Origin of the sequence: Sedimentibacter sp. (assembly GCF_038562225.1) — a bacterium.
Classification (GTDB): Bacteria; Bacillota; Clostridia; order Tissierellales; family Sedimentibacteraceae; genus Sedimentibacter.
Genome location: NZ_JBCFAS010000002.1, coordinates 1 through 18,917, shown reverse-complemented (window position 1 = coordinate 18,917; position 18,917 = coordinate 1). Strand labels below are relative to the sequence as shown.

Sequence of the window (18,917 nt, the reverse complement as noted above, 5' to 3'; positions counted from 1 at the left end):
CGGATCTTTTGTTAAGAAAAGGATAGAGCATGAAAATTATTTCAAACAATCTTAAGGATACAGAAAACATAGGAAAAATTATAAGCCGAAATCTCCAAAGCGGAACTGTCCTTTGTCTGGACGGAGACCTGGGCGCCGGAAAGACGGCAATTACCCAGTTTATTGCAAGGGAATTTGGAGTAAAGGATTACATCACGAGTCCAACGTTCAACATCATAAAGGAATACATGGGTAGACTGCCTTTTTATCACATGGATGTATACAGGATAGAATCGGAAGACGACATGTATGATTTGGGATACGATGAATATATTTATTCTGAGGGAGTATGCGTTATAGAGTGGTCTGAAAACATAAAGGGAATTCTTCCGGCTGACAGAGTGAACATCAACATAGACAGAATAGATGACAATAGAAGAATGCTGAACATTTCCGGCAGAGGAGATGTTTTTGAAAACATAACGGAGGAATTAAAACAATATGAAAATACTTGCAATTGAATCATCATCAGTAACCGCTTCATGCGCAGTATCAGAAGACTTCAGCATGTTGGGCGAGTTTACGCTGAACCATAAAAAAACTCATTCAGAAAAGCTGATGCCCTTAATAGAAGAGCTTTTGGATGAACTTAACATAAAAATCACGGATATAGATGTGATCGCAGTTTCAGAGGGACCGGGCTCATACACAGGCCTCAGAATCGGAGCGGCCATAGCAAAGAGCATGTCCTTTGCAGCAAACATACCCATTGCCGGAGTGCCCACAATGAAGTCTCTGGCAGGAAATATTTACGATGCCGAAAGGCTGGTGGTTCCCATAATGGACGCCAAGGCCGGAAGAATTTATACGGGCATCTACAAGTGGGAAGGTGAAAATTTAAACTGCGTTAAGGAACAATTCCCATGCAACATAGAAGAACTGATCGATATTCTGAACGGTTATGAAGAATCTGTGGTTTTCAACGGTGACGGCTCAGAAAACTACAGGAAAATGATCGAGGATAAATTGAACAGAAAAGCTTATTTTGCTCCAGCCAAGTTCAATTATCTCAATGCTGCGACCCTGTCATTCATAGGCTGCATGATGGCACAAAAAGGGGAGACTGTGGATGCTTCAACATTCAAGCCGCAGTATCTGAGACTCTCGCAGGCTGAAAGAAACAAGAAGTAAGGGGGCTTTATGAATACAATCATCATTAGGGAAATGACTCACAAGGACCTTGACAGAATTGCAGAAATTGAAAGAAGGTGTTTTTCAGTTCCTTGGTCAAGGGATGCTTTTGAAGGCGAGCTGAAAAACGAACTGGCATACTACCAGTGTGCAGAAGCAGACGGAACAATAATGGGATACATGGGCATGTGGAAGATTATTGATGAGTGCCACATAACGAACGTTGCAGTCTTGCCTGAATTCAGGAATCAAAATATTGCTTCCATGCTCATAGAAAAAATGGTCAGCATCTGCAAGTGCAGCGAAATATCGAACATGACCCTGGAGGTAAGGGAATCAAACATTCCGGCCATAAGACTGTATACGAAATTCGGATTTTTTCCGGTGGGCAAGAGACCAAAGTACTATCACATGCCGGTTGAGGATGCCATTATCATGTGGAAGAAGATTGTATAGCAGCATATAAGGAGAGGACATGAAAAAAAACAAAAGAAAAAAACTTATTAAAGTATATATGACGGTAATAGTGTCGGTATTGGTTTTAACAGCTGCTATTTTTGCCATGGTAGGAAATAACAGAATTAACGGTGAGGACAATCAGGATGTGACCGCAGGGGGAGAGCCTGCGGAAGACCAGGACAAGGAAGAACCATCAGCTGAGGAACCGAAACAGGAGGAACCGGCAGAAAGTGAAGAGGTTCCAAAAGAAGAACCTTCAAACCCGGCACAGGAACCATCCGGTCAGCAGGATGCTGTCAGCCAGGTAGAAACCCCCGGCGCCATAGATGCCCTTGTAAACAAGAAGAACAGCCTTCCGAGCAGCTATATACCTGAAGATTTAAAGAAGCTTGAAGGAATTCCCACTGCGCTTGACAATCCAGAGATCAATCAGCTGAGGGAGCCGGCTTACGTTGCGCTTCAGGAGCTATTCCAGGCAGCAAAGGATGAGGGGGAATTTGAACTTTATGCACGCTCAGGTTATAGGTCCTACAATACACAGGAATCCCTTTATAAATCGTATGTTTCAAACCATGGTCAGGCTGCAGCGGACAAATATAGCGCAAAACCCGGCCAAAGCGAGCATCAGACGGGGCTTGCCATGGACATAACCTGCGAGGCCATGAATTTCCAGCTGGATGATACCTTCGGAGATACTGAGGAAGGCAAGTGGGTTTCGGAAAATGCCCACAGGTTCGGCTTCATTGTAAGATATCCGAAGGACAAGGAGGACATCACGGGTTATTTCTACGAGCCGTGGCACATAAGATTTGTGGGAACAGAGCTTGCTGCTCAGGTTTATGAATCAGGACAGACGCTGGAAGAATACTTACAGAGCAATTAAGAATTAAGAATGAAGAATTAAGAATTAATGGAAAAAACAGGCATGCGAGGCATGCCTGTTTTGATTTGTTCTATATTAGGACAGCTCTGCTGTCCTTTCCACTAATTCTTCACTCTTAACTCTTCATTCTTAATTAAAGTAGGTAGAAGTATGCTAGCACCAGGATGCCAAGAACTATTCTGTAGTAGCCGAATGCCTTGAAGTCGTGCTTTTTTATGTATCCCATGAGGAACTTTATTGCAAATATGGAAACCACATATGCCACAAGTGAGCCTGTTAAGAGAACGGTCCATTCGAATCCTGAAAATGCGAAGCCTGCTTTTATAAGCTTTACTGCGCTGGCTCCCAGCATTGTGGGTACTGCCATAAAGAAAGAAAATTCTGTTGCAACAAGCTTTGATGTTCCCAGCAGCAAGGCTCCGATTATTGTTGAGCCCGAACGTGACGTGCCGGGTATTAGTGCCAGGCACTGAAAAATCCCTATGGTGAATGCCAGCCCGTAGGACATGTCTGAAAAGTCCTTAACTCTTGACCTTCTCCTGCCGCCTTCGATGAATATCATAATTACTCCGTAAATAATGAGGGCAAGAGCAACCACCACGGGGTTGTAAAACAATTCATCGATTTTATCCTCAAACAGTATTCCTACTACGCCTGAGGGGATGATTGCCACGGCAACCTTGAACCACAAAGATATGGTGTCCTTTCTCTGATCCGGCGTTTTCCTGCCTGAAAAAGGATTTAAAAGGTTGAAATAAATTGTCAAAACAGCCAGTATGGATCCGAATTGTATGACAACCAAAAACGTATTGACGAATACGTCGGAAAAGTTTAACTGTAAAAATTCATCCACCAGTATCATATGGCCGGTGCTGCTTATTGGCAGCCATTCTGTTATACCTTGTACGATACCCAGCAAGACCGCCTTTAAAATTTCTATCAAGATAAATACCTCCATATAAATAATATTCAGTATATCAATAATAATAATTATATTCAAGGGAAAAAGGAGTATTAATGAAGAGTTAAGAATTAAGAATTAAGAATTAATAGAAAAAACAGGCATGCAAGGAATGCCTGTTTTGTTCTAAAGTTGGACAGCTTTGCTGTCCTTTCCATTAATTCTTCACTCTTAACTCTTCATTCTTAATTTTTATACTTAATTCTTAATTAAAGAAAACACGTCGTTTGCGTACTGTACCGGATCTTCAATCTGCAGACCTTCAATGAGAAGTGCCTGGTTGTACAAAACGCTGGAAAGCTTCTTAAGTCTTTCTTTGTCGCTTACATAGGCGTTTTTGATGTTTGTGAACATCTCGTGGTTTGTGTTTATTTCAAGAATCTTTTCTGCATGGATGTTTCCGGGGTTATCTGGCATAGACTTAAGAACTTTTTCCATCTCTATGGAAAGCTCGCCTTCGGATGCTAGACAAACAGGGTGTGTCTTAAGTCTCTTTGAAGCTCGTACTTCCTTTACTTTTCCTTCCAAAGAGTCCTTCATGAATGAGAATATATCCTTGTTTTCTTCCTTGTTTTCCTCGTCCTCTTCGGATTTTAAATCCATGTCAGCACTTGAAACGTTCTTGAACTCTTTTTCCTTGTAGTTCATGAGAACCTTGATAGCAAATTCGTCGATTTCATCAGTGAAATAAAGTATTTCAAAGCCGTTGTCGGCAACAAGCTCTGTCTGGGGCAGCTTATCAATTTTCCCGATGCTATCTCCGGTAGCATAGTATATATGCTTCTGGTCTTCTTTCATTCTTGAAACATATTCATCAAGAGTTACAAGCTTCTTTTCTGTAGATGAATAGAACATGAGAAGGTCCTGCAGCATTTCCTTGTTTGCTCCCCATTCGCTGTACGCTCCGAACTTCAGAGTTCTGCCGAAGCTTTCGAAAAACTTCTCATATTTTTCCCTTTCATCCTTGAGCATGGATAAAAGTTCGCTCTTTATCTTTTCCTTGATTTTCTTTGCAATGAACTGAAGCTGCCTGTCGTGCTGCAGTGTTTCTCTAGAAATGTTCAGTGACAGGTCGGCTGAATCCACCAGACCCTGCACAAATCCGAAATAGTCAGGCAAGAGGTCAGGGCACTTGTTCATGATAAGTACGCCGTTAGAGTAAAGCTCTAGGCCTTTTTCAAATTCCTTAGTGTAGAAATCAAAAGGAACCCTGGCAGGTATGTACAGTATTGCATTGTAGCTTGTCAATCCTTCGACGCTTACATGAGTGTATTTCAACGGCTTTTCATAGCCGAAGTGTTTTTCTGTGTAGAAGTTTTCATAATCTTCAGGGGTCAGTTCGCTTTTGTTTTTTCTCCATATGGGAACCATGCTGTTAAGGGTTTCGTCTTCGAAATAATCCTCATACTCGTTTTCTGTTCCTTCCTTGTGTCGCCTTTTTTTCATCATCATCTTTATGGGATATTTAATGAAGTTTGAATATTTCTTTACAAGATTTTTTATTGTGTAAGCATCCAGGAATTCGTCGTAGTCCTCACCTTCGGTGCTTGCCTTGATTTTCATTATTACGTCTGTACCGGTAGTCTGCTTGCTGCAGGTCGTCACAGTGTAGCCGTCGGCGCCTGTTGATTCCCACTTGTAAGCTTCATCGCTTCCCAGGGCTTTGCTAATTACAGTCACATTTTCAGCAACCATGAATGCTGAGTAAAAGCCCACTCCAAACTGCCCGATTATATCAATGCCATCCCTAGCTTCATTGTTTTCCTTGAAGTCAAAGGAACCGCTTCTAGCAATCGTACCGAGGTTTGAATCAAGTTCATCCTTTGTCATTCCTATGCCTGTGTCAGATACGGTGAGCGTTCTTTCATTTTCGTCAACCGTAATTCTGATGTAGAAATCATCCTTGTCAAACACGATGCTGTTGTCTGTCAGAGATTTGTAATAGCTCTTGTCAATTGCGTCGCTGGCATTTGATATGAGCTCCCTTAAGAATATCTCCTTGTGGGTGTAGATGGAGTTGATCATCAGGTCCAAAAGCCTTTTGGATTCTGATTTGAATTGTTTTTTAGCCATATTATCCCTTCCTTACCATATATTCTTCTTTCGCTTAAAATGCAGTTGAGTTGTTAGCACTCGAAACTAATGAGTGCTAACCACTTATATTTTAGCAAAACAGTAATTTTTGTCAATAGCTTACAGAAGAAAATTTCAAAAAAAATTGCTGAATGCTCAGCAATTTTTAGTAATTATAAAGTTTGCACGTTCCATAAATGGAAACCATGGTGTTCCAGGTGTTCTTGTCGACTATGCCGGTTACCGGAAGCATGCTTGATTTTTGAAACTGTTTTATAGCTTCCACGGTTTCTTTGTCACAGCTGTCATTTATCTGAAGTTTATTGTAATTTTTGTACTTTCTGCAGAAGTTGTTGAGCATGATTTTTATAATGTAGACTATGTCCCCTTTGTATCCTTCCGTTATGCTGCCGAAGTCATTTGAGCGGCATGGAACTTTGTAGGGCAGTTCTGTTGTTTTTTCATGTATTTCATTTTCCATCACTAAAACATTCCATGTCTTCATATCAACCTTTCCTGTTTCAGGCAACCCGGTCATCTTTTGGAATTCCTTAACAGCTTTTTTAGTCTGTTCATCGTATACTCCTGTTATAACCACAGAGGGCAATTCGTTGTGAGAGTAAGAAATGTTTCGAAGATATGTCTGGACTTCCGAAACCGGATTTAAATTCCTGTATGCATTCCAGCTGTAGTCTGTCATATTTTACTCCTTTCCTTTCATTGATATCTAAGGCTTTGATATACCTCGTTTATTCTGTTCCACGTCACGGCATTGACGATTCCCGTTGGTTCAAGTTCGTATATGTTTTGAAACGCTGTAACTGATTTTCTGGTAGCCGGTCCGAATGTTCCATTTCTTTCAGGGGGAGGAATTTCAGGTACATTCTGCGAAATAAATGTGAGCATAATCTGTAAAATCAATATTCCGGGGTGCTCCGACCCCATTCCTTCCGTGTAGATTACACCCATATGACTGATGCTGGGCAGGTATATGTCTTGTACCGGCGTGTTCACCAGTATGAGATACACATCCCTGTACAAGGAGTTCCAGGTTTCACCATTGACAATCCCGGCAGGCGGAAGTCCCTTTAGATTTTGATAGGCGGTTACAGCATCGGTAGTTTCCGGACCGTAGTTACCCGTTATAGTAACTTCCGGTAAGAGAAAACCATTTTCGGCTAAAAGATTCAAATAATATTGCAGCAGCACAACAACCGGACGAGTGTCTCCTTCCAGGAGAACATGCGAATAAAGATCTATGAGGTCTGATATGAGCAATCCTTCAGATGTGAGCTCCGCAAGCCTTGTTACCGCCACATATATGCGACGTATCCTGTACCATGTTACGCTATCCACAACACCGGTTACAGGAAGATTGAATACCTGCTGAAAGGCTCTTACGGCAGCTTGTGTTGTCTCATCAAAATAACCGGATATGTTAACTACCGGAATGGCCGGGTAGCTTCTGGAAATTCGGTTTAGTGAGTGCTGCATCCTGAAGACGGGTATGCCTGATTCTCCCAGAGCAAGAGGAGTGCCGGGATAAGTACCGACAACTTCGCCAGCAGCTGAAAATGGAACAATTGTCACATCATTGCCATAATAGTATCTCAATATTTCAAGGGGGGTGTAACCCTGGTTGGCCAGATCCACGCTTCCCCACTGGTACATGCCGTTGCATTGTGATATGCGTCCGTCGCAGAACGTTGTGAAAAGCGGTTCTATATGCCCCTCCCTGACCACGTACTGGTCAAATATTTCGTTTGAAATGTTAGCTACTGTGTCAAAAAAACCTCTTTCATGCACATATGCCTGGTCGTACCGGGTGTCGTTGGTTATGTCAAAGTCATATCCGCGCCCTCTGTACCATTCTGTGAAAATTCTGCTCATGGCAATGGAGGTTATAGCATGAATATTTGCTCTTAAGGCTTCTTCCGGCCAGGTTGGATATAATTCGCTTGATGCCACGTTTTTAATGTAATCGATGTAGGGGACTGTGACATTCAAAGCTTCTTCGTCAGGAGCGCCAAGGTGTACGGTTATGGTCAGAGGGAAGGGAACTATTATGTGCGGTAGTGCTGCTCCTGGTATGTGTATGATTGTTTCCGGAATGCTCATAAAATCACCTCTAACCTATTTCATTTCCCGGGAATTGTCCTGGTGACCTGTAGTTTCCGAATCTAAGCTGCCTGTATACTTCCACTATCCTGTTCCATGTTGCCTCATTTACAGCACCGGTAACAGGCAGGCCGTAATAGTTTTGGAATGCAACAACCGCTGCTCTGGTTTCAGGTCCGAATATACCATCCGGGTTTACAGCCGGAATGTCAGGCACCAGTGTTGAGATGAATGCCAGGTATTCCTGAAGAATAAGAACGTCTGCTCCTTCCGAACCCTGCCTGAATACTATATTGGGATACAACAGAGCCGGCAATGCCACAGCAGTAGGAGGCAGTGCTCTTAAGATTCCAAGGATGTTGTTGTACATGGAATTCCATGTGGCCTCATCTATAATGCCTGTGTTTTCCAGTCCCATGGTCTTTTGAAACTCTATTATGGCGGTCCTTGTCTGGGGACCGAGAATGCCATCGATGTCAACAGCCGGTACGGAACTGTAGTAAGCCGAAAGGACGTTTAGGAAGTATTGAACAAGCTGCACTCGCGGAATAACTTCACCTTCTTCGATTTCAGTGACAATATCCGGGGGAATGTCGCTGACCAGGATTCCCTTGGAAGTAAGTTCGGCAAGATTTCTTACAGAGACGTATATTTTTCTGATTTCATACCATGTTGCCTTGTCTATTATTCCTGTAACCGGCAGGTTGAAGGCTTGCTGAAAGGCTCTGACGGCTTCTTCCATGCCCTCGGTGAACTGAGAATCCACAGGATATATCTTGGGTATGGCTGGAAAGTTCACTGATACGGCATTTAAGGCCATCTTTATCAAAAGTACATACTGGTTGTTGTCGCCAAGCTGAAGAGGAGTGCCCGGATAAGTTTCTTCAATATTTACAGTAGGTGCGTTTGTGATCAGATTGATGTTCTCACCGTAATAGTATTGAAGCATCTCGTATGGTACAAGCCCCTGCCTGGCAAGATCAACGGTTCCCCATTGAAACAAGCCCTCGCACTGCGACACCCTGCCGTCGCAGAACTGTGCGTACAGAGGCTCTATCTGTCCTTGTCTTGATATATAGTCATTGAATATTTCATCCACCAACCTGTCTATGGTTTCAAAAGTTCCTCTGTTTGGCACGAATGCCTGGTCGTACCTGGTATCGTTGGTTATGTCGAAGTTGTATCCTCTGGATCTGTACCACTCGGTGAATATTCTGTTCAGTGCTACGGAAACAATTGCATATATGTTTGCCCTAAGAGCTGTTTCCGGCCATGTGGGGTACAGTTCGCTGGACGCCACGTTTTTTACATAATCAATAAAGGGAACAGTGACGTTTTCAGCCTGTTGGTTTGGACTTCCCAGATGAACCGTAATGTTTCTGGGAATTACTACTCTTGAAAGACCTGGTACCTGTGTGCTCATTGTAATCCTCCTTATTCATTTGATATATCAACAGTGGTCGGCGGAATAACAAACGTCTGAGACTCTTCCTCGGAGCCGCCTTGCATCACGGGGATGAGTATGACCCTGTAATTTGTCGCAACACCCGGAAATACACGCAAGTCAATAATGTTTGTGGTATAGTATCCGATTGCCTGCACTCGCATGTTATACGTTGAAAAATAAAATTCTTCGCTTTGCAAAGGATCATCCGGATCATATGTAACAGGCACTTCCATCATTGGAACACGGCCGTTCATATCGGATACCACATGGTAAAGGGCATTTTCATCACCATTTTCGTCGATTGTATAGACTGTAACCACAGCATCCCTTACGGGAAGAGCACCTAAAGCAGTGTAAACCGCAACGTTTATATAACCTGTTTCAGGCTGTGGCAGTTCCTGTGTATCTTCAATCACTGCCGGAGCCGGTTCTTCTGTTTCTAATTTTTTTACAATCATGTTGTGAGCTTTGTATGTCTTTGTTCTGCTATATTTGTCAAAGCCATTGAACTTCATGGAATCACACCTTTCATAATGATAGCTACTATTCAATATATGCAACTTAAGGGGATTTGATTTCTTAGTTTTCAGAATACTTTGAGCAGACAAATCTGTTGACAAAATTTTAATTATATAATATACTTTGAAGGTCAAAATATTCGAAAATGAGATTTTTCTCGTTGAATACTTGAATGATAAGAAGAAAATAATATTGTAAATTATAATAGTCTAGGAGGAAACAAATTGCCAAAAGACAAACTGATGGAGCTCAGGGAACTAAATGAAAAAATAAATCTGGGCGGAGGGCAGAAGGCAATAGACAAGCAGCATGAAAGCGGCAAGTTGACCGCAAGGGAAAGAATAATGTTGTTGCTTGACGAAGGGAGCTTTGTAGAAATAGACGCTTTTGTGGAACACAGGTGCGTAAGTTTTGGAATGGAAAAGAAAAAATATCCCGGTGAGGGTGTGGTATCAGGCTACGGAACAATTGATGGTAGACTTGTATACATATATGCGCAGGATTTCACGGTCATCGGAGGATCGCTGGGTGAAATGCATGCTGCAAAGATTGTTAAGGCTCAGCAGATGGCACTCAAGGTTGGAGCACCAATTATAGGAATAAACGATTCAGGCGGTGCAAGAATACAGGAAGGTGTTGATGCTTTATCCGGCTACGGCAAGATATTCTTCAACAACACCATAGCATCAGGAGTCATACCTCAGATTTCAGTAATAATGGGACCGTGTGCCGGAGGAGCTGTTTATTCACCTGCCATAACAGACTTCATATTCATGGTTAAAAACACAAGCAAGATGTTCATAACAGGACCAAACGTAATTGAAACGGTTACAGGTGAAAAAGTGTCTGCAGAAAACCTGGGCGGTGCCATGACACACAACAGCATAAGCGGAGTTGCCCACTTTGTCGATGAATCCGAGGAACAATGCATCAGCAACTTAAAGAGGCTTTTAAGCTTTCTTCCTCAAAACAACCTTGAAACAACGCCGGCACTTATATGCGAAGATGATCTGAACAGGGTTGATGAAAGCCTGAACACTATAGTTCCGGAAAATCCAAACAAGGCATATGACATGAAGGAAGTTGTATACTCATTGTCAGACAACGGTGAGTTCATGGAATACCAGCCGTACTACGCAATGAATGTGGTTACGGGTTTCATGAGACTTAACGGAAGAAGTGTAGGCGTCATAGCAAGCCAGCCGAAAGTTCTGGCAGGATGTCTTGACATAAACGCTTCAGACAAGGCAGCAAGGTTCATAAGAACCTGTGATGCATTCAACATACCGCTTCTTACGATAATGGACGTTCCAGGATTTTTGCCGGGAACACATCAGGAATACGGCGGAATCATAAGACACGGGGCAAAAATGCTCTACGCTTATTCAGAAGCTACTGTTCCGAAGGTCACAGTGATTACCAGAAAGGCTTACGGTGGTTCGTACATAGCCATGTGCAACAAGGAACTGGGAGCTGATATGGTTCTTGCATGGCCAACGGCTGAAATAGCTGTAATGGGACCTGAAGGTGCAGCCAACATCATATTCAAGAATGAAATAGCCGAGGCTGAAGACCAGGGCGCAAAACGAGGTGAAAAAATACAGGAATACAGAAACACTGTTGCAAATCCGTTTACGGCGGCAGCCAGAGGTTACGTTGACCAGGTAATAGAACCATCACAGACAAGAAAAAGAATAATAAGCGCTTTTGACATGCTGTCAGGCAAAAGGGAACAGAGGCCTGTGAAAAAACACGGCAACATTCCTCTGTAGGAGGCACTATGAACAATTTGAACGATAATACAAAGAAAAATAGCAATGAATCTGAAGCAGAGGGTTTTGGCCATGCAGCTGATGATGAGGCAGCGGCTGTAATAGCAGGAGCAATTGCCTTCATGGATGAGGAAGGAGAGATAGTAGCAGCCGTAACTGCTGCCTTATCTGTTATCCTTGGAACATCCTCAGACTCTTTTGTAGTCAGAAACATAAAGAGAACGCCTGAAATGGATCCCATCTGGGCTTTAGCAGGCAGAATGAAGCTAATGAGATAACGGAGGAATGAAATGAGAAAATTCAATATAACAGTAAACGGAAAATCATACGCGGTTGAAGTAGAGGAAGTGGGAGCAGGTCTTGGTAACTTTACATACGCTCCGGTACAAAACGCACCGGCAAAGCAGCCGCAGCCTTCTGTACCGAAGACTGCAGCATCAGTTCCGCAGACACCTGCTCCCGCGCCGAAGGTTTTGGACGAAGCAGTTTCAGGAGAGAAAATCACTGCACCAATGCCAGGTACCGTACTTGATATAAGGGTAAGTGAAGGTCAGACTGTGAAGGCAGGAGACATACTTCTCATTCTGGAGGCAATGAAAATGGAAAATGAGATAGTTTCTCCAGTTGACGGCGTGGTGAAGAAAATCCACACTTTTGGGTCAGCCACCGTCAGCACCGGGGATGCTCTGGCGACAATAGGCTAAATAATTAAATTTTCTTAACTCTTCTTTATGAAAGAAGAGTTTTTTTTTGTCTAATATTGTGCTAAAATGTAGAAACATATATCTGGACAGTATGCATATGGAGAAGGAACATATCCTTCCGATGAAATTCGAAACAAGGGGATCTAAGATGATAAGCAATGAAGATATTATTAGGCTGCAGCTGGTTAACGGTTTGGGGAGGAAGACTATCAGCAAAATCCTGAAATTCATGGAGGCAAAGAAGGCTAATCTCAAAAACTTTTCTGATGTCGAAAAATTCATAAAAGACATGGGAATCAAGAAAGTCAAAATTGATCTTGAAAAGATTGAAAGCGAAGCTGCGGCTATCCTGGATTGCTGCAGGAAATCAAATATAAAAATCATAAGCATCTATGACGGGGAATATCCCAGGAAGCTTCATCAAATCGAGGATAAGCCTCTTATATTGTATGCAGACGGAAATCTTGATCTTCTTAACAATGAATGCAATATTGCAATAGTAGGCACAAGGACTCCCAGCCAGGAAGGGTATGAAATTAGCTCTATATTTGCGGAAAAACTCACTGAGGGAAGGTGCTGCATTGTCAGCGGATTTGCCTCAGGCTGCGACGAATCGGCTCACAACGGCTGCCTGGCGGCTAAGGGACAGACCATTGCCGTAATACCTTCAGGGCATCTTTATTCGATGAAGAATAACAAGAGTCTGTACAACATGATTATATTAAACGGGGGAGCCATAATATCAGAACTTCCTCCGAACGCAAAATCGGAAAAGAACGCCTTTGTAAACAGAAACCAAATCATTGCTGCTCTTTCGGAAGGAATCATAGTAATAGAAGGCGGGCTTAAAGGCGGAACATCAAACACAGTGAAGTTCGCCAACGCATACAACAAGCCTGTGGCATACACGGCAAATGTCACTTCATGCATTGGACAAACTTCAATTTTCAACAATAACATTGAAGTCATCGACAGCTTCGACAAGCTTAAAAATTTTAAAAATAAATCTTGTAAAATTATGCTTGACAAAGCATGTTCTCAGTAGTATAATAAATTTTGTTGTTGAGTAAACAACCGACGCGCGGATGTGGCGGAATTGGCAGACGCACTAGACTTAGGATCTAGCGCAATAGCGTGGGGGTTCGAGTCCCTTCATCCGCACCAAATTAGAGGCGAAAGCCGGAAAAATCTCGTCTACGGACGAGGTTTTTTTTATTATTTTGTTGACAAAGACTGGCAGCAGTGATATTATTAGGTTAATTAAATAGGCAAAATTTTCTAAAGAAAATGGCGCAAAGCTATAGGGTCTAACCCATGAAAATGGTATGACAGCCAGTTGCTGTACTTATGTACATTACAATGAACTTCGGCTTCGCTATTTGCGAAGCTTTTTTTATTCGGCAGGAGGACAAGCATATGAAACTACTGAAGAAAACAATGTTTATAATGTTAATAACGATGATATTTGCTTCCTCGTCGTTCTGTTTCGGAGCAGACGGCATATTCAAAAGCGCCAAATCGGAAATTGACGCATCAAATGTATCGGAAGGGTATGTCAGAGTAAAATACTTAAACCCGACGACAAAAAAACTTAAGGTAATAATTGAAAAGGGAATGGGCAAGTACACCTACGACTTAAATGGGACAGGTTCCTACGATACGTATCCGCTTCAGATGGGGGACGGAAAGTACAAGATAAGGGTGTTTGAAAATATAAGCGGCAGCAAGTATGCAGTTAAACAGACCGTAACGGTTGATGTTAATCTGAAGAACAAGAATTCACCTTTTTTGGTATCCAGCCAGCTTGTGAATTTCACCAGGGAGTCGGCTGTTGCCAAGAAGGCCGAGGAGCTTACAAAAGACTGCACCACAGATTTTGATAAGCTTGATGTTATTTATGATTACATAATAACCAATATAAAGTATGACAGCGAGAAGGCTCTGACGGTAAAAAGCGGCTATTTGCCAAAAGTGGATGATATATTGAGCTCAAACAAGGGTATATGTTTTGACTACGCCTCATTGATGGCATCCATGCTTCGCTCCCAGGGGATACCTGCAAAACTTGTGACAGGATATTCGTCAAACTTAAGCGCGTACCATGCGTGGAATGAAGTGTATACGGATGAGACCGGGTGGATAGTGCTTAATGAAATGTATTTTGACGGAAACCAGTGGAAGCTAATGGACAGCACGGTGGCTTCAACCGCGAAGCAATCCAACAGCCAGAGACTTATGGAATACACAAATAAGCTTATAGACGGCAAGTATTACACAAAACAATATGAATATTAAAAAAAGAGCCTGGCAGATTACTCTGCCGGGCTCTTACTTGTTTAACAGCTTTTGCATCAAGTCGGGATCCATTGAGTGGATCACTGCGTTCTCTTTGGTTATCAATCCGTTTCTGTAAAGTTCCATTATGCTTGTATCCATTGATTTCATTCCGGCGCCTTCTGATGAATATATGACGCTGTTGAGCTGGTGCACCTTTGATTCCCGTATAAGATTGGAAACCGCATTGGTGGCGAGCATAACCTCAAAGGCTGCAGCCCTTCCGCACGCAGGGGAAGGTATGAGATGCTGAGAAATAACAGCCTGAAGCTGCATGGAAAGCTGGATTCTTACCTGCTGCTGTTGATTTGACGGAAAGACGTCTATGATTCTGTCTATGGTGTTTGCTGCTCCTGTGGTATGAAGGGTGGAAAGCACCAGGTGTCCGGTCTCTGCAGCGGTCAATGCTATTTCAATGGTTTCAAGGTCACGCATTTCACCTATGAGCATTACGTCGGGAGCCTGTCTTAGAGACGAGCGCAGGGATGAAATGTAACTTTTTGAATCCGTCGATATTTCCCGCTGGCTAACAATTGATCTTTTGTGCTTGTGGATGTATTCTATGGGGTCTTCAAATGTCATTATATGGCAGTTGCGCTCTGTGTTGATCTTGTCTATTATGCACGCAAGAGTTGTTGATTTGCCGCTGCCTGCAGGTCCGGTTATGAGCACAAGCCCTTTCGTCTTTTTATACAGGTCCATTACCATATCAGGAATTCCAAGCTTAACGGGGTCAGGAAGCTCAAACAGTACCACCCTTATGACTGCTGCAAAAGAATTCCGTTGTTTGTAGGCGCTTACTCTGAACCTTCCAAGTTTCGGAAGTGAGAATGAAAAGTCAACATCCCCGTCGGTTGAGAGAACGTCCAGGCTTTCCTGATTGGCTATTTTGAAAATGTCGTAGATAATACCGTATGTATCATCTGAAGAAAGAGGTGCGCTGTCGTGGGAGATGATGTCACCCATTATTTTGAAGGAAAGAGGTCTTCCGGCTATGATAAATATGTCGGAGGCCTTCTTTTCTATTGCTGTCTGAAATATATCCATTGTTTTCATTGCTTATCTATTCCTTCCCATAAGTCGTAGTTTTCTTCCTCATAAACAGGCAGTTCTATGTTTGCTAAATTCCAAGATTCAATTTCGTATGACGGTTTACCGGAGGTATCGTACAAGGCGTTGAGAGTAACACATATCTTCTGGTTCCTGCCGCCGGATGATTCGTAATATATGCGGAAAACACCTTCTTCGAAGCTGCAGTCTACATTTTTCATTGCAAAGAGACTTAGAGACAAATTGTCATAGTATGATTCCCTGCTGTTTGATCCTTTTGCAGCTGAATTCATGGCTGTCCAAATGTCTGAAAGCTGTTCCTCTGCTCCGGCGGCGGTTAAATAGTAGTCGGATGTCATCTTTTCCGCTTTTCTGGCAAGCTTTAGGTCCGAATGGGCGGTTGTGAAGGAAAGTGTGGCGAAAATCGTAAGACTTAACACAACGAAAATTGTTATTATTAAGGTTCCGCCCATACCGACGGATACTCTTGATGTTCTTTGAGTTTTGCTTTCCATCACTGCCTCCCGTTCCCGAAGATCGGATAGAATTTCTTTGTCTCAACAGAAAATACCGTTTCATCGGGTTTTCCGATAAAGGGGTAAGGTCTTGACTTTTGCACTGTTATTGTAATGGCTAACATGGAGCCTTCAATGTCTTCATTTTCTTCAATGACCTCAGTTACCATCTGATACTCGTCTTCATCTTCGCTGCAGGGATTCCATTCCTTGTCGAAGTACCTTATGTATTGACGTGATTTACCGATTTCATGAATCAGTGAATAATTTTTGGACAAAAATTCATAAGCTCCTTCAGTGCTTAATGAAGCTCTAATCATTTCAGAATCGGTCTGAACCATGTTTCCTGCAATTGTTATGTCGTTTGCCTTAACCTGGGTGAAGTTTGCATAGGCAAAGCACGTGAGCATGATTACTCCGGCAACCGCAAAAATCAAAATGGACAATATGATTTCAACCAATGAAACTTCAAGGTTGATGGACAATTTGTTTTTCATTGTTTCACCTCATTGATTTGAGTACAGGTTCAAAACCAGTTCGGAACTTCCGTGGCTGGTTTCTGCAGTGAATCTGTACAAATTGCGGCTGATTTTTTCTATTTCAAAATTTTGCACATCTACGATGCGCAGACCGTCCTCGGCACTGAATGAGCTGCCCTGGTCTGTAAACATCTCGTAAATTGCATTGTCATAATAGTAGATCCATGTTTCGTAGATTTCGTCATCGTATGTTTCCTTGATAACTACAGCATTTCTGCCTTCAAAATTCCTTATTTCAACAGCATTCTTCCTGTCAGACTGCCTTACCTTGTTGGCTAAGTACGACAAGGATACTCTTGTCTCGTAGTTCGATGTCCTGTCATCGTTTATTTTCGTGTAAATGTTTTTGCCAAGCAAGATTATCATTACAGACATTATTACAATGATGAGAAACAAAAGCATAATAAATATGAACTGAAATGAAAACTGCTTGGATAAATTTCGGTTATTCATGTTAATCCTTTCATGGTTGCTTATTGAAAACTTCTATTTCTGGCATTACGTTTGAAGCAAAAACACTGTAGCTTACAACGTACTTGTCTGAATCCACCAAAAGCCCGTAGTTTTCTTTCAGGTATTCAATGTCAGGAGGGTAAAAACCTTCTATGGCATAGCACAAAACAGCACTTCTTCTTACGGCATCAGTGACAACCCGGTGCATTTCTTCGTCCTTGCCTTTTTGGGTGTTTTCCACAGCTACGTACATAAATGATGATAAAAGCAGCACAAGAGTGATGCTCAAAGTTTTAAAACCTGGTTTCTTCATGGTGTATTCCTTCCTATCCTATGGAAGACATTATGTTCATCAAAGGAAGCATGACTGATATCAGTATAAAACCTATTATAATGCAGAGAATTCCCACAAGCACGGGTTCAATGAGCGCTACGAAATTGCTGATGGACTGATCAGACTCGTTTTCGTATATGTTTGTCAGTTTTTTCATGACAACATCAGTTTCTCCCGTACGCTGTCCCATGTGGAGCATCTGTATGTGAAGTCCGGAGAAAAGTGACATTCTGGATATTGCTTCAACCAGATCATCACCGGAATCAATGGAACTTTTCAGGCTTTCAATTTTGCTCCTGAGCACGGGTTCCTGAATTATATCAAGCAGCATGTCGGTTGAAGAATCGATGTTCATACCGCTTGACATCAACAAAGACATGCAGGATGAAAACCTGTAGGCCGTTATTTTTTTCATTATGGATCTTGCGGGAGGAAAGCTTTCCAGAAACTTTCCGGCAGCTGCTTTTCCGTTTTGTGTTCTTGTAAAAAGGAATAAAACTGCTATAAGCGTCAGCGCTGCAATTATTACAGCCATTGAAATTCTGCCTGCAGTTATTCCGGTTGAAAATGACATGAGTGCTGAAGACTCTCCGGGCAGATCCCCTCCCAGTTCGCGGACCATGCTTTCAAATATTGGAAAGATTCTGGTTACCAGAAGTATAATTACAAATGACATCATAACAAAAAGCATTGCCGGATAGAAAATAGAGTTTCTGATCTTGGCTTTGATGAAATCTTCTCTGTCGTAGTATTCAGACAATGATGTCATAACATCCTCAAGCCTTCCTGTAACGCTTCCAATCTGGCTCATGTTTATTATATAAGAAGGAAAGAAACCTGAATTCTCCATGGCCTTATATAAAGGGACCTTGTATGAGAGTTCGTCTTTCAAGGCCTTAAGAGCTTCCTTCACATTACCTTCACCTATGTCGGTGTACATCCATTCAATTCCGTCTGATATGAGCATTCCTGATTTAAGCATCATGGAAATCTGCATGCAGAAGTATGACAGTTCAGACGAATTTAATTGTTTTTTTGCTGCAACTTTCAAAATAGCACCCCCTGGCCTTATACGGCTCTTTCAATTAATTATAGTATAAGAATATTCGAAACTCAACAAAATAATATACTTATTTGCATTATTCCACAAATTTCGCGAGTATTATTCTTTCATATATATAATATAATAATCTTGTTGGCCTGAAATGAAAAAAGTTAAAATAGGGGATTGACAAAGAGTTATAAGTAAGCTAAAATAATAAAGCACTTCGGATTTAGACGCTTTACAAAAGCTTTTGAAAAAGAGGTAAAAAACCAGTTGACAATGTGAAGCAGTTGTGATAAACTAACAAAGCTGTTGAACATTGCAGCAGGAATAAAGCAATATAGTTTTGAAAAGAAGAAAAAACTTCTTGACAAGCAGCAACAAACGTGATAAACTGTTCAAGCTGTCTCGAAAGAGCAACGGTTGAGAAAAAAGAAAGTTAAAAAAGTTCTTGACAAGTTAAAGCGAATGTGCTAAACTATTAAAGCTGTCTCAAGTGACGGCAACGAACATAGACAATAAAACAGCATAAGAAACCTTT

General features: G+C 42.0%; 21 protein-coding genes, 1 tRNA gene and 1 riboswitch. Of the genes, 10 read left to right on the top strand and 12 right to left on the bottom strand.

The features are described 5' to 3' along the window. The first annotated feature begins 29 nt into the window (after positions 1 to 29). Genes tsaE through AAGU76_RS06710 form a run of 4 tightly spaced genes read left to right on the top strand, consistent with a single transcriptional unit; the run spans position 30 to position 2,512 of the window. Positions 30 to 500, top strand: coding sequence for a tRNA (adenosine(37)-N6)-threonylcarbamoyltransferase complex ATPase subunit type 1 TsaE (gene tsaE, locus AAGU76_RS06725; protein WP_342484707.1), 471 nt, complete (start codon positions 30 to 32; stop codon positions 498 to 500). Beyond that, positions 481 to 1,170, top strand: coding sequence for a tRNA (adenosine(37)-N6)-threonylcarbamoyltransferase complex dimerization subunit type 1 TsaB (gene tsaB / locus AAGU76_RS06720; protein ID WP_342484706.1), 690 nt, complete (start codon positions 481 to 483; stop codon positions 1,168 to 1,170). Before tsaE ends, tsaB begins: the two co-directional genes overlap by 20 nt. Before the next feature lie 9 nt (positions 1,171 to 1,179). Further along, positions 1,180 to 1,626: a ribosomal protein S18-alanine N-acetyltransferase gene (rimI, locus tag AAGU76_RS06715; RefSeq protein ID WP_342484705.1), complete on the top strand. Its 447-nt coding sequence runs from the start codon at positions 1,180 to 1,182 to the stop codon at positions 1,624 to 1,626. Positions 1,627 to 1,645: 19 nt separating this feature from the next. Next, positions 1,646 to 2,512: a D-alanyl-D-alanine carboxypeptidase family protein gene (locus AAGU76_RS06710; RefSeq protein ID WP_342484704.1), complete on the top strand. Its 867-nt coding sequence runs from the start codon at positions 1,646 to 1,648 to the stop codon at positions 2,510 to 2,512. 133 nt (positions 2,513 to 2,645) lie between these two features. Here AAGU76_RS06710 and AAGU76_RS06705 read toward each other — a convergent pair whose 3' ends face one another. The 6 genes from AAGU76_RS06705 to AAGU76_RS06680 form a co-directional block, all read right to left on the bottom strand. Then, entirely contained in the window at positions 2,646 to 3,470 is an 825-nt protein-coding gene (locus AAGU76_RS06705) for an undecaprenyl-diphosphate phosphatase (RefSeq protein ID WP_342484703.1), read from the bottom strand. A 201-nt stretch (positions 3,471 to 3,671) separates the two neighbouring features. Next, the gene (gene htpG, locus AAGU76_RS06700; protein ID WP_342484702.1) at positions 3,672 to 5,546 is read right to left on the bottom strand and encodes a molecular chaperone HtpG; all 1,875 of its coding nucleotides are present in this window, start codon (positions 5,544 to 5,546) and stop codon (positions 3,672 to 3,674) included. Between the two features lie 166 nt (positions 5,547 to 5,712). Continuing rightward, positions 5,713 to 6,246, bottom strand: a complete 534-nt coding sequence (locus AAGU76_RS06695) for a peptidoglycan-binding domain-containing protein (RefSeq protein WP_342484701.1) — start codon at positions 6,244 to 6,246, stop codon at positions 5,713 to 5,715. Between the two features lie 17 nt (positions 6,247 to 6,263). Next, complete coding sequence (locus AAGU76_RS06690) at positions 6,264 to 7,664, bottom strand: peptidoglycan-binding protein (protein WP_342484700.1); 1,401 nt, start codon at positions 7,662 to 7,664, stop codon at positions 6,264 to 6,266. A gap of 10 nt (positions 7,665 to 7,674) precedes the next feature. Beyond that, entirely contained in the window at positions 7,675 to 9,087 is a 1,413-nt protein-coding gene (locus tag AAGU76_RS06685) for a peptidoglycan-binding protein (RefSeq protein ID WP_342484699.1), read from the bottom strand. Positions 9,088 to 9,098: 11 nt separating this feature from the next. Further along, positions 9,099 to 9,626, bottom strand: a complete 528-nt coding sequence (locus tag AAGU76_RS06680; protein ID WP_342484698.1) for a hypothetical protein — start codon at positions 9,624 to 9,626, stop codon at positions 9,099 to 9,101. A 246-nt stretch (positions 9,627 to 9,872) separates the two neighbouring features. On the opposite strand from AAGU76_RS06680, the gene AAGU76_RS06675 reads away from it, so the two are divergent. The 6 genes from AAGU76_RS06675 (at position 9,873) to AAGU76_RS06650 (ending at position 14,401) form a co-directional block, all read left to right on the top strand. Further along, positions 9,873 to 11,402, top strand: coding sequence for a carboxyl transferase domain-containing protein (locus tag AAGU76_RS06675; RefSeq protein WP_342485695.1), 1,530 nt, complete (start codon positions 9,873 to 9,875; stop codon positions 11,400 to 11,402). Between the two features lie 8 nt (positions 11,403 to 11,410). Beyond that, positions 11,411 to 11,680: a hypothetical protein gene (locus AAGU76_RS06670; RefSeq protein ID WP_342484697.1), complete on the top strand. Its 270-nt coding sequence runs from the start codon at positions 11,411 to 11,413 to the stop codon at positions 11,678 to 11,680. Between the two features lie 12 nt (positions 11,681 to 11,692). Next, positions 11,693 to 12,106: a biotin/lipoyl-containing protein gene (locus AAGU76_RS06665; RefSeq protein WP_342484696.1), complete on the top strand. Its 414-nt coding sequence runs from the start codon at positions 11,693 to 11,695 to the stop codon at positions 12,104 to 12,106. Positions 12,107 to 12,254: 148 nt separating this feature from the next. Next, positions 12,255 to 13,151 carry a DNA-processing protein DprA gene (locus tag AAGU76_RS06660; protein WP_342484695.1) on the top strand — a complete coding sequence of 299 codons (897 nt, stop codon included), beginning with the start codon at positions 12,255 to 12,257 and terminating at the stop codon, positions 13,149 to 13,151. Positions 13,152 to 13,187: 36 nt separating this feature from the next. After that, positions 13,188 to 13,270: transfer RNA gene (locus AAGU76_RS06655), tRNA-Leu, on the top strand. Positions 13,271 to 13,363: 93 nt separating this feature from the next. Then, positions 13,364 to 13,450, top strand: a riboswitch (cyclic di-GMP riboswitch). Positions 13,451 to 13,522: 72 nt separating this feature from the next. After that, positions 13,523 to 14,401 carry a transglutaminase-like domain-containing protein gene (locus tag AAGU76_RS06650; RefSeq protein WP_342484694.1) on the top strand — a complete coding sequence of 293 codons (879 nt, stop codon included), beginning with the start codon at positions 13,523 to 13,525 and terminating at the stop codon, positions 14,399 to 14,401. 33 nt (positions 14,402 to 14,434) lie between these two features. On the opposite strand, the gene AAGU76_RS06645 is transcribed toward AAGU76_RS06650, so the two are convergent. The 6 genes from AAGU76_RS06645 to AAGU76_RS06620 are packed head-to-tail and all read right to left on the bottom strand — an operon-like array spanning position 14,435 to position 18,382. Beyond that, on the bottom strand, positions 14,435 to 15,496 hold the full coding sequence (locus tag AAGU76_RS06645) for a PilT/PilU family type 4a pilus ATPase (RefSeq protein WP_342484693.1): 1,062 nt from the start codon (positions 15,494 to 15,496) through the stop codon (positions 14,435 to 14,437). Further along, positions 15,493 to 16,005, bottom strand: a complete 513-nt coding sequence (locus AAGU76_RS06640) for a hypothetical protein (RefSeq protein WP_342484692.1) — start codon at positions 16,003 to 16,005, stop codon at positions 15,493 to 15,495. The genes AAGU76_RS06645 and AAGU76_RS06640 overlap by 4 nt, the downstream gene beginning before the upstream one ends. Further along, positions 16,005 to 16,502: a hypothetical protein gene (locus AAGU76_RS06635; protein ID WP_342484691.1), complete on the bottom strand. Its 498-nt coding sequence runs from the start codon at positions 16,500 to 16,502 to the stop codon at positions 16,005 to 16,007. The genes AAGU76_RS06640 and AAGU76_RS06635 overlap by 1 nt, the downstream gene beginning before the upstream one ends. 9 nt (positions 16,503 to 16,511) lie before the next feature. Further along, positions 16,512 to 16,997 carry a DUF4860 domain-containing protein gene (locus AAGU76_RS06630; protein WP_342484690.1) on the bottom strand — a complete coding sequence of 162 codons (486 nt, stop codon included), beginning with the start codon at positions 16,995 to 16,997 and terminating at the stop codon, positions 16,512 to 16,514. A 10-nt stretch (positions 16,998 to 17,007) separates the two neighbouring features. After that, positions 17,008 to 17,310 carry a hypothetical protein gene (locus AAGU76_RS06625; RefSeq protein WP_342484689.1) on the bottom strand — a complete coding sequence of 101 codons (303 nt, stop codon included), beginning with the start codon at positions 17,308 to 17,310 and terminating at the stop codon, positions 17,008 to 17,010. Positions 17,311 to 17,323: 13 nt separating this feature from the next. After that, positions 17,324 to 18,382: a type II secretion system F family protein gene (locus AAGU76_RS06620; protein ID WP_342484688.1), complete on the bottom strand. Its 1,059-nt coding sequence runs from the start codon at positions 18,380 to 18,382 to the stop codon at positions 17,324 to 17,326. Between the last annotated feature and the right edge of the window lie 535 nt (positions 18,383 to 18,917).

Excerpts from the sequence above, each read along its gene's own strand:
- tsaE (WP_342484707.1), top strand. The coding sequence starts at position 30 with ATGAAAATTATTTCAAACAATCTTAAGGATACAGAAAACATAGGAAAA.
- tsaB (WP_342484706.1), top strand. The coding sequence starts at position 481 with ATGAAAATACTTGCAATTGAATCATCATCAGTAACCGCTTCATGCGCA.
- rimI (WP_342484705.1), top strand. The coding sequence starts at position 1,180 with ATGAATACAATCATCATTAGGGAAATGACTCACAAGGACCTTGACAGA.
- AAGU76_RS06710 (WP_342484704.1), top strand. The coding sequence starts at position 1,646 with ATGAAAAAAAACAAAAGAAAAAAACTTATTAAAGTATATATGACGGTA.
- AAGU76_RS06705 (WP_342484703.1), bottom strand. The coding sequence starts at position 3,470 with ATGGAGGTATTTATCTTGATAGAAATTTTAAAGGCGGTCTTGCTGGGT.
- htpG (WP_342484702.1), bottom strand. The coding sequence starts at position 5,546 with ATGGCTAAAAAACAATTCAAATCAGAATCCAAAAGGCTTTTGGACCTG.
- AAGU76_RS06695 (WP_342484701.1), bottom strand. The coding sequence starts at position 6,246 with ATGACAGACTACAGCTGGAATGCATACAGGAATTTAAATCCGGTTTCG.
- AAGU76_RS06690 (WP_342484700.1), bottom strand. The coding sequence starts at position 7,664 with ATGAGCATTCCGGAAACAATCATACACATACCAGGAGCAGCACTACCG.
- AAGU76_RS06685 (WP_342484699.1), bottom strand. The coding sequence starts at position 9,087 with ATGAGCACACAGGTACCAGGTCTTTCAAGAGTAGTAATTCCCAGAAAC.
- AAGU76_RS06680 (WP_342484698.1), bottom strand. The coding sequence starts at position 9,626 with ATGAAGTTCAATGGCTTTGACAAATATAGCAGAACAAAGACATACAAA.
- AAGU76_RS06675 (WP_342485695.1), top strand. The coding sequence starts at position 9,873 with ATGGAGCTCAGGGAACTAAATGAAAAAATAAATCTGGGCGGAGGGCAG.
- AAGU76_RS06670 (WP_342484697.1), top strand. The coding sequence starts at position 11,411 with ATGAACAATTTGAACGATAATACAAAGAAAAATAGCAATGAATCTGAA.
- AAGU76_RS06665 (WP_342484696.1), top strand. The coding sequence starts at position 11,693 with ATGAGAAAATTCAATATAACAGTAAACGGAAAATCATACGCGGTTGAA.
- AAGU76_RS06660 (WP_342484695.1), top strand. The coding sequence starts at position 12,255 with ATGATAAGCAATGAAGATATTATTAGGCTGCAGCTGGTTAACGGTTTG.
- AAGU76_RS06650 (WP_342484694.1), top strand. The coding sequence starts at position 13,523 with ATGAAACTACTGAAGAAAACAATGTTTATAATGTTAATAACGATGATA.
- AAGU76_RS06645 (WP_342484693.1), bottom strand. The coding sequence starts at position 15,496 with ATGAAAACAATGGATATATTTCAGACAGCAATAGAAAAGAAGGCCTCC.
- AAGU76_RS06640 (WP_342484692.1), bottom strand. The coding sequence starts at position 16,005 with ATGGAAAGCAAAACTCAAAGAACATCAAGAGTATCCGTCGGTATGGGC.
- AAGU76_RS06635 (WP_342484691.1), bottom strand. The coding sequence starts at position 16,502 with ATGAAAAACAAATTGTCCATCAACCTTGAAGTTTCATTGGTTGAAATC.
- AAGU76_RS06630 (WP_342484690.1), bottom strand. The coding sequence starts at position 16,997 with ATGAATAACCGAAATTTATCCAAGCAGTTTTCATTTCAGTTCATATTT.
- AAGU76_RS06625 (WP_342484689.1), bottom strand. The coding sequence starts at position 17,310 with ATGAAGAAACCAGGTTTTAAAACTTTGAGCATCACTCTTGTGCTGCTT.